At 68.7% G+C, this 8,209-nt stretch carries 8 protein-coding genes; 2 read left to right on the top strand and 6 right to left on the bottom strand.

Annotated elements, in window-relative coordinates; genetic code table 11:
* Nucleotides 1-9: 9 nt before the first annotated feature.
* The 3 genes from rsmD to HUU94_RS09230 all read right to left on the bottom strand — a co-directional run bounded on the left by rsmD (nucleotide 10) and on the right by HUU94_RS09230 (nucleotide 2,739).
* Nucleotides 10-570 carry a 16S rRNA (guanine(966)-N(2))-methyltransferase RsmD gene (gene rsmD, locus HUU94_RS09220; RefSeq protein ID WP_174274791.1) on the bottom strand — a complete coding sequence of 187 codons (561 nt, stop codon included), beginning with the start codon at nucleotides 568-570 and terminating at the stop codon, nucleotides 10-12.
* Between the two features lie 133 nt (nucleotides 571-703).
* On the bottom strand, nucleotides 704-1,588 hold the full coding sequence (locus tag HUU94_RS09225) for a pseudouridine synthase (RefSeq protein WP_174274796.1): 885 nt from the start codon (nucleotides 1,586-1,588) through the stop codon (nucleotides 704-706).
* Complete coding sequence (locus HUU94_RS09230) at nucleotides 1,477-2,739, bottom strand: dicarboxylate/amino acid:cation symporter (protein WP_174274792.1); 1,263 nt, start codon at nucleotides 2,737-2,739, stop codon at nucleotides 1,477-1,479. Before HUU94_RS09230 ends, HUU94_RS09225 begins: the two co-directional genes overlap by 112 nt.
* Before the next feature lie 97 nt (nucleotides 2,740-2,836).
* On the opposite strand from HUU94_RS09230, the gene HUU94_RS09235 reads away from it, so the two are divergent.
* Together HUU94_RS09235 and HUU94_RS09240 are read left to right on the top strand one after the other, a co-directional pair.
* On the top strand, nucleotides 2,837-3,259 hold the full coding sequence (locus tag HUU94_RS09235; RefSeq protein WP_174274793.1) for a response regulator: 423 nt from the start codon (nucleotides 2,837-2,839) through the stop codon (nucleotides 3,257-3,259).
* A gap of 55 nt (nucleotides 3,260-3,314) precedes the next feature.
* On the top strand, nucleotides 3,315-4,637 hold the full coding sequence (locus HUU94_RS09240) for an AmpG family muropeptide MFS transporter (protein WP_174274797.1): 1,323 nt from the start codon (nucleotides 3,315-3,317) through the stop codon (nucleotides 4,635-4,637).
* A gap of 121 nt (nucleotides 4,638-4,758) precedes the next feature.
* Here HUU94_RS09240 and purB read toward each other — a convergent pair whose 3' ends face one another.
* From purB to HUU94_RS09255, 3 genes are all read right to left on the bottom strand, one after another.
* Complete coding sequence (gene purB / locus HUU94_RS09245) at nucleotides 4,759-6,081, bottom strand: adenylosuccinate lyase (protein WP_174274794.1); 1,323 nt, start codon at nucleotides 6,079-6,081, stop codon at nucleotides 4,759-4,761.
* A gap of 54 nt (nucleotides 6,082-6,135) precedes the next feature.
* Nucleotides 6,136-6,822 (bottom strand): RadC family protein, encoded by a 687-nt coding sequence (gene radC, locus HUU94_RS09250; protein WP_174274795.1) that lies wholly within the window; start codon nucleotides 6,820-6,822, stop codon nucleotides 6,136-6,138.
* Between the two features lie 26 nt (nucleotides 6,823-6,848).
* Nucleotides 6,849-8,209, bottom strand: a 1,361-nt coding sequence (locus HUU94_RS09255) for an alginate export family protein (protein ID WP_368039850.1), incomplete at its 5' end; no start/stop codon positions are given.

Below are 8,209 nucleotides of genomic sequence, written 5' to 3' on the forward strand. Positions count from 1 at the left end.
CCGCGCTGGTCAGCCTGCTGGCGCTGCTGGCCGCCGGCAGAGCAAGGTGAGCCGCGCCTTGCCGTGGACGCGATCGGCGTCGACGTGCCAGCCCTTGGCGGCGGGCATCTCGGCCGCCCCCGTCTCGATCGCCGCCCAGGCCGTAGGCGCCGCCCAGCCGAGCCGGGTCAGCTTCTCGAGCAGCGCCCCCGCACCGCCGCTGCCGTAGGGCGGATCGAAGAACAGGATGTCGCACGGCGCCCGCGCCGGCCCGAGCGCCGACACCGCGATCGGCACTATGTCGGTTTCGGCCTCGGCGCCGAGCTTGGCGGCATTGGCCCTGATCGCGGCGATCGCGGCGCGATCATGATCGACGAAGATGGCCTGCGCGGCGCCCCGCGACAGCGCCTCGAACCCCAGCGCGCCCGTCCCCGCGAAGATATCGGCGACGCGCAGCTCCTCGAACGCACCGAGCCGGCTCACCAGCATCGAAAACAGCGCCTCGCGCGTCCGATCCGCCGTCGGCCGCGTCGTCGCCCCCGGCGGCACGACGAGCGACCGCCCCCGCCACCTCCCGGCGATTATCCGCATGGCTCCTCCCCGGCACGGGGAGGGGGACCGCCCGCGCAGCGGGGGGTGGAGGGGGGCGGCGGCGAGGCGCACCGCCGTTTGGGAGCCCCCTCCACCATCCTGCGGATGGTCCCCCTCCCCTTGCAGGGGAGGATCACTTCAACGTCTTCCGAAACACCACCAGATCGTGCTGCCGCACCTCCGCCACCCCGCCCGCCGGCAGGTCGTCCAGCACGAACGGCCCGTAGGCCGTGCGGATCAGGCGGCTGACCTTGAGGCCGAGATGCTCCAGCACGCGGCGGACCTCGCGGTTCTTGCCCTCGGTCAGCTTCATTTCGATCCAGGTGTTGGCACCGGTGCGGCGTTCGAGATTGGCGTCGATCGATCCGTAGCGGACGCCCTCGATCTCGATTCCCTCGATGAGGTCCTCCAACTGCTCCTGGCTGACGTTGCCGTAGGCGCGCGCGCGATAGGTGCGCGTCACGCCGGTCGCGGGCAGCTCGAGCTGGCGCTTGAGCTCGCCGTCGGTGGTCAGCAGCAGCAGCCCCTCGGTGTTGAGATCGAGCCGCCCGACGGGGACGACGCGCGGCAGATCGTCCGGCAATCTGTCGTAGATCGTCGGCCGCCCCTTGGGATCGCGCTCGGTCGTGAGCAGGCCGGAAGGCTTGTGGAACAGGAACAGGCGCGCAGGGGCGGGCGCCTGCACGGGCTTGCCGTCGACGGTGACGCCGCGCAGCGAGGTGACGATCGTCGCGGGCGTCTCCAGCGGCACGTCGTCGATCGCGATCCGCCGCGCCTCGATCATCCGCTCGATCTCGCGGCGGCTGGCGATCCCTGCGCGCGCGAGCAATTTGGCGATGCGCTGGCCCTCCTTGCCGCCGCTCGCCTTGCGGACGCCCTGCGGCTCGACCTTCGGCTTCGGCGGTTTCAAGCGGCGGGGACCGGATCGAGCGCCTCGATCGGCCCCGGCTGCAGCACGCCCTCCCACTTGGCGACGATGCTCGCCGCGACCGCGTTGCCGATCACGCTGGTCGCCGATCGGCCCATGTCGAGGAAGTGATCGACCGCGAGGATCAGCAGCAACCCCGCTTCCGGAATATGGAAGAAGCTCAACGTCGAGGCGATGACGACGAGGCTGGCGCGCGGCACGCCCGCGACCCCCTTCGACGTCACCATCAGCACGAGCAGCATGATGATCTGCTGCGAGAAGCCGATCTCGATGCCATAGGCCTGCGCGATGAACATCGTCGCGAAGGTGCAGTAGAGCATCGTCCCGTCGAGGTTGAACGAATAGCCGAGCGGCAGCACGAACCCCGCCACCCGCTCGGGCACGCCGAATCGCTCCAGCGCCTCCAGCGTGCGCGGAAAGGCGCTCTCGGACGATGCGGTGCTGAGCGCCAGCAGGAACGGCTCGCGCAGATAGCCGAACAGCCGGTTCGTCGAAGGGCCGATGATCAGCCGCGAGACCCCATACAGCAGCGCCAGCAGCAGCAGGATCGCGGCGTAGAAGCCCGCCATGAAATAGCCGAACGTCGCGAGTATGCCGAGGCCCTGGCTCGCGACCGCGCTGGCGGCGGCGGCGAACACCGCGATCGGCGCGGCGCGCATCACATAGCCTGTGACCTTGAGCATCACCGCCGACAAGGCCTCGACCCCGCGCACGATCGGCGCGCCCGCCTCGCCGATCGCGGTCAGCCCGACGCCGAAGAACAGAGCGAAGACGACGATCGGCAGGATGTCGTTCTTCGCCATCGCATCGACGATCGATGAGGGCACGATGTGCAGGAAGAAATCGTGCAGCGAGAAAGCCGCGGTCGAAACGCCGCTGGCGGCGCTGGCCGGCGGCAGCGGCAGGTTGAGGCCGACCCCGGGCTTGAGGATGTTGACGACGACCAGCCCGAGCGTCAGCGAGACGAGGCTGGCGAGGATGAACCAGCCGATCGTCCGCCCGCCGATCCGCCCCAGCGCGGCGGTATCCCCCATGTGCGCGACGCCCGCGACCAGCGTCGCGAACACCAAAGGCGCTATGATCATCTTGATCAGGCGCAGAAAGATTTCAGTCAGGATCGAAAGCGTATCGGTGATCGTTACGAGGGCAGCAGGATCGGAAATGCTCCGGTTCAGCACGAAGCCCACGACGATGCCGAGGAGCATCGCGATAAGGATGAAGAAGGTCAGTCGCCTGGCCACGCTTTTGCTCCGCAAGAAGGAGCGGCCGTGGTCGGGGCAAAGCGTAAGGTCGTCAACCCCGGGCATCCGCCCATTGGTCAAGGAGCGTGGAGGATCGATGCTGTTCGCCAGGCGCGCCCGCAAGATCAATCGCATCCTGATCGTGGAGGACGAGCCGCTCGTCGCGTTCGATAACGAGCATCTCCTGCGCGATGCCGGCTATGAGATCGTCGCCACCGTCGATACCGTGGCCGAGGCGACCGCCTATGTCGGCCAGCATCCGGTCGATCTCGTGCTGGCGGACGTCAACCTTTCGGCGGGGGGCGACGGCACCGATGTCGCGCGCGCCGCGCAGGGCATGGACGTGCCCCTGGTCTTCGTGACCGGCGCCAATCTGGACGGCGCCGCCAAGATGGCGATGGGCGTCCTCGCCAAGCCCTACAACCAGCGCGACCTGCTCGCGACGATCGAGGCGGTGGAGGCCAAGCTTGCGGGCAAGACCCCGAAGCGCGTGCCCAAGGGGCTGACTCTGTTCGATTGAGTGCGGCGCGTCGGCGCGGATGGACGAGGAGCAAAACCGCGCTAAGACCTGCGGGATGCAGGGGCGATCGATAGACGAACCACGGGCCGGCGGCTGGACGGCGGCGATCAGGCCCTATCTGGAGCCGGCCCCGCTCGCCGCGCTGGCGGTGGGCATATCCTCGGGCTTTCCCTATGCGATGATCGGCGCGACGCTGACCACCCGGCTCGCGCAGGCGGGGATCGACAAGAAGAGCGTCACGACCTTCGCGCTCGCCTTCCTGATCTACAATTTCAAGCCGCTGTGGGCCTGGCTGGTCGATGGCGTGCGCCTGCCGCTGATCGGGCGGCTGGGGCAGCGCGTGTCGTGGATGCTGGTCGCGGGCGTGCTGGTCATCGCGGCGGTCGCCAATCTGGCGCTGGTCGATCCCAGGGCGAGCCTCTGGTGGACGGCGTGGGCGGCGGTGTTCGTCGGCTTCGCGGGGGCGACCTACGATATCGTGATCGACGCCTATCGCATCGAGGTGCTCGAACCCGAGCAGCTCGCGGTCGGCGCCGGAATGAGCCAATATGGCTGGCGGATCGGATCGACCGCGGCGGCATCGCTCGCCTTGCTGCTGGCGGGGCGGATCGGCTGGTCGGGGGGCTATCTCGCCTGCACGGTCTTCGCGCTTCCCGCGATGATCGCCGCGCTGATCCTAGGCGAGCCGAAGCGGCACCGCGCGCCGACCGAGCGCAGGGGCATACGGGGTGCCACGATCGCGATCATCGGGCCGTTCCTCGAATTCTTCCGCCGCCGCGGCGCCTTCCTCGTGCTGCTGTTCATCCTGCTCCACAAGATCGGCGACACGCTGACCACGCTGACGGTGCGGCTGCTGTTCAACGATCTCGGCTACAGCAACGATGCGATCGCGCTTTACGACGTCGGCTTCGGGTTCTGGGCGTTCCTGATCGGCATCTTCATCGGCGGCCTGCTCTACGCGCGGATGGGAATGAAGCGGTCGGTGCTGCTCAGCCTGTGGCTGATGGCGCTGACCAACCTGAGCTTCGCGGGGCTCGCCGCGGCGGGCGGCAACGCCAATTGGACGATGGCCGCGGCGATGTGCTTCGAAAATTTCGCGAGCGGCATCGGCGGCGTCACCGTGATCGCCTATTTCTCCGCGCTGTGCGATCTGCGCTTCACCGCCGCGCAATTCGCGCTGATCTCGGCGGCGGCGAGCATCGTCGGCCGCCTGATAACCGGCACCGCCGCGGGGCGTCTGATCGAAGCGATCGGCTACGTCGATTATTACCTGCTAACCACCGCGATCGCCTTGCCCGGCATCTTCCTGTTCTGGTGGATGATGCGGATGGGGCTGATTGACGATTCGATCGGCAGCGCGGGGGAGGTGGAAGGCTGAAGCATCCTGCCAAGTTCCTCCCCCAGAGGGGGAGGGGGACCGCGCGCGCAGCGCGTGGTGGAGGGGTGTCGCGCTATCTAGAGGCGACACCCCTCCGTCAGGCTTCGCCTGCCACCTCCCCTTACAGGGGAGGATCTGTCTCCCCAAACACCCGCGCGAAGATCGTGTCGACATGCTTGAAATGGTGCGCGAGATCGAATTGCGCCTCCAGTTCCCCGTGCGGCAGGGTCACGTCGGGGTCGGCCTTCAACAGCTCCAGCAGCGATTCCCGCCCGTCGCTCTCCCACACCTTCATCGCGTTGCGCTGGACGATCGCATAAGCGTCCTCGCGGCTCACCCCCGCCTGCGTCAGCGCGAGCAGCACGCGCTGCGAATGGACGAGGCCGCCCATGCGATCGAGGTTGCGCTGCATCCGTTGCGGATAGACGACGAGCTTGTCCATCACGCCGGTCAGCCGCGCCAGCGCGAAATCGAGCGTGATCGTCGCGTCGGGCCCGATATAGCGCTCGACCGAGGAATGGCTGATGTCGCGCTCGTGCCACAGCGCGACATTTTCGAGCGCGGGCGTGACATAGCCGCGCACCATCCGCGCGAGCCCGGTGAGATTTTCGGTCAGCACCGGGTTGCGCTTGTGCGGCATCGCCGACGAGCCCTTCTGCCCGGGCGCGAAATATTCCTCGGCCTCCAGCACTTCGGTGCGCTGGAGGTGCCGCACCTCGATCGCCAGCCGCTCGATCGAGGAGGCGATCACCCCCAGCGTCGCGAAATACATCGCGTGGCGGTCGCGCGGGATCACCTGCGTCGAGACGGGCTCGATGCCGAGGCCCAGCTTCGCCGCGACATGCGCCTCGACGCGCGGATCGATGTTGGCGAAGGTGCCGACCGCGCCCGAGATCGCGCAGGTCGCGATGTCGGCGCGCGCCGCCTCCAGCCGGGTGCGCGCGCGGGAGAATTCGGCATGCGCCTCGGCCAGCTTGAGCCCGAAGGTCACCGGCTCGGCGTGGATGCCGTGGCTGCGCCCGATCGTCGGGGTCAGCTTATGCTCGAACGCGCGGCGCCTGAGCACCGCCAGCAGCGCGTCGATGTCCGCCAGCAGCAGATCGGTCGCGCGCGCCAGTTGCACCGCGAGACAGGTGTCGAGCACGTCGGAGGAGGTCATCCCCTGATGCATGAAGCGCGCCTCGTCGCCGACATTCTCCGAAACCCAGGTGAGGAAGGCGATCACGTCATGCTTTGTCACCGCCTCGATCGCATCGATCCGCGCGACGTCGATCGCGGGCTTGGTCGCCCACCAGTCCCACAGCGCTCTGGCCGCGCTTTTCGGCACGACGCCGAGTTCGGCGAGCGCATCGGTGGCGTGCGCCTCGATCTCGAACCAGATCGAAAAACGCGTCTCGGGCGCCCATAGCGCGACCATCTCGGGGCGGGAATAACGGGGGATCATGCCACCGCGCCTAGCCGGGGCGATGCCGCGAGGCGAGCGCAAATCCGGCGCGCATCAGATCAGCCCGAGGCTCTTCAGGCTGGCGTGGCCGTTCGCGCCGATGACGACATGATCGTGGACCTGGATGCCGAGCGGCTTGAGCGCGGCGATCATCTCGCGCGTCAGCGCGATGTCCTGCCGGGAAGGGGAGGGATCGCCGCTGGGGTGATTGTGGACGAGGATGATCGCCGCCGATCCCAGCTCCAGCGCGCGGCGCACGACCTCGCGGACATGGATCGCCGCCTGATCGATCGAGCCTTCCGAAACCAGTTCGTCGCGGATCAGCAGGTTGCGCGTGTTGAGATGGAGCACGCGCGCGCTCTCGGTCATCCGGTGCGCCATTACGGCGTGGAGATAATCGGTCAGCGCGGTCCAGCTCGCCAGCACCGGGCGGTTCGCGACCTCGCTCTTGAGCAGCCGCAGCGCGGCGGCCTGCGCGATCTTGAGCGCTCCGATCGCGCCTTCGGAAAGCCCCGCGCGCGCCAGCGTCGGCGCATCGGCGGTCAGCAACGCGCCGAGGCTGCCGAATTCGGCGAGCAGCCCGCGCGCCATCGGCTTGGTGTCGCGCCGGGGGATCGCCAGCATCAGCAGATATTCGATCAGCTCATGATCGAGCAGAGCCTCCGCCCCGCCCGCGATCAGCCGCCCGCGCAATCGCGCGCGATGGCCGCTGGCATCCTGGGCGGGATCGATCTCGCTCATGCGCTTTGGCTAGCCGAGCCCATGCCTCAAAAGAAGACCGTCGCGTTGAGCGACAGATAGGCGGTGTCGCGCCGGCTGGAGACGCCCGGGGCGTCGCGCAGGAAGCGGCCCTTGGCGAGCAGCACGAGATCGCCCTCCAGGCGCAGCGTGTTCGGCCACAGCCAGTAGCGTATCCGGCTGTCGAGCTGATGCCCGGCGAAACGGCCGGAACGTCCGCTCGGATCGCGCACCCCGCTGGTGGAGAAAGCGTCGGTCCGCGAGGCGAGGAAGAGCGGCTGGTAATTGACGAAGGCGTCCAGCCGCGCGTTGGGCGTCACCTCCAGCCGCGCGCCGAGCGTGGCGAGATTGGCGCGCGCGGTCGTTCCATAGAGGGCGGGGGGTGCGAAATCGCCACGGCGCATGCCGAACAACGTATCGAATCGCCCATAGCGGCCGCCCGGCCGATCGCCGCTCGCGATGTCGAGCTCCAGCGAGAGGTGGGGCCGCCAGCGGCCGGGCAGCGAACGCGCCAGCTCGGCGTGGACGAACCAGGCGGACACATCGACCAGCGGCGCCGTCGCCGTCGTCCCGTCGCGCTCGCGGCCGAACTGGTAGATCGCCTCCACCTCATAATCCCAGCCGTTGGGCACGGGGTCGCGGATCAGGCGCGCGCTGACCGTCCAGAGGTCGCGGTCGCGGGTCGGAAGGTCGGGGGCGTCACGCTCGCGCAGGCGATAGGCCGAAACGTCGATGCCGGCGGGCCCGATCGTCCGCTCGCGCAGAATCGTTCCGCCCCACAGCACGAGATCGCCGTCGGCGCGGTCCGCCTGCACGCGGTTGCGGCGGATCGAGGGCAGATCGGCGGGCAGGCGGACCTGCGGCATCAGCCACACCAGCGTGCTCCTGATCCGGCCCGCCGCCAGCGTCGCCGTCGCGCCGGTATAGCCGTTGGTGGTGTTGCGATAATCGTCCGCCGCGATCAACCGGCGCGATCCGACGTTGGGCAGGATGCGCCCCGCCAGCAGGTTGACGGTGCTGCCCTTGCCCAGCACGCCGGGCAGGTCGGCGGCGACATAGGCCTGGATCAGCTCCAGCGCGTTGACCTCGCCCGTGCTGACCGGCGTGCGCGCGTTTTCGCCATAGACGCGGCTGTCCCAAAGCTCTCCGCCGATCCGCACCCGCCCGGTGCGATATTCCGCCAACAAAGTGCTGCGGATGTTGAACAGGTCGTCGGCGGGATTGAAGCCGATACGCGGCTGCCCGGTGATCGTCTCGTAGCGAATCCGGCTGCTGCCCTGCACGCGCAGCCCGTCGATACCGATGGCGCGCCCGATCGACCATGCGGGCGGCCCCGGCGGACTCGTCTGCGCCCGCGCGGCGCCCGCCGGAAGCGCCAGCGCCAGCACGG

The sequence above is a fragment of the Sphingomonas bacterium genome, assembly GCF_903644055.1.
Classification (GTDB): domain Bacteria; phylum Pseudomonadota; class Alphaproteobacteria; order Sphingomonadales; family Sphingomonadaceae; genus Sphingomonas_I.

Coding starts and splice junctions, on each gene's coding strand:
- purB (WP_174274794.1), bottom strand. CDS start 6,081: ATGATCCCCCGTTATTCCCGCCCCGAGATGGTCGCGCTATGGGCGCCC.
- radC (WP_174274795.1), bottom strand. CDS start 6,822: ATGAGCGAGATCGATCCCGCCCAGGATGCCAGCGGCCATCGCGCGCGA.
- HUU94_RS09240 (WP_174274797.1), top strand. CDS start 3,315: ATGCAGGGGCGATCGATAGACGAACCACGGGCCGGCGGCTGGACGGCG.
- HUU94_RS09235 (WP_174274793.1), top strand. CDS start 2,837: ATGCTGTTCGCCAGGCGCGCCCGCAAGATCAATCGCATCCTGATCGTG.
- rsmD (WP_174274791.1), bottom strand. CDS start 570: ATGCGGATAATCGCCGGGAGGTGGCGGGGGCGGTCGCTCGTCGTGCCG.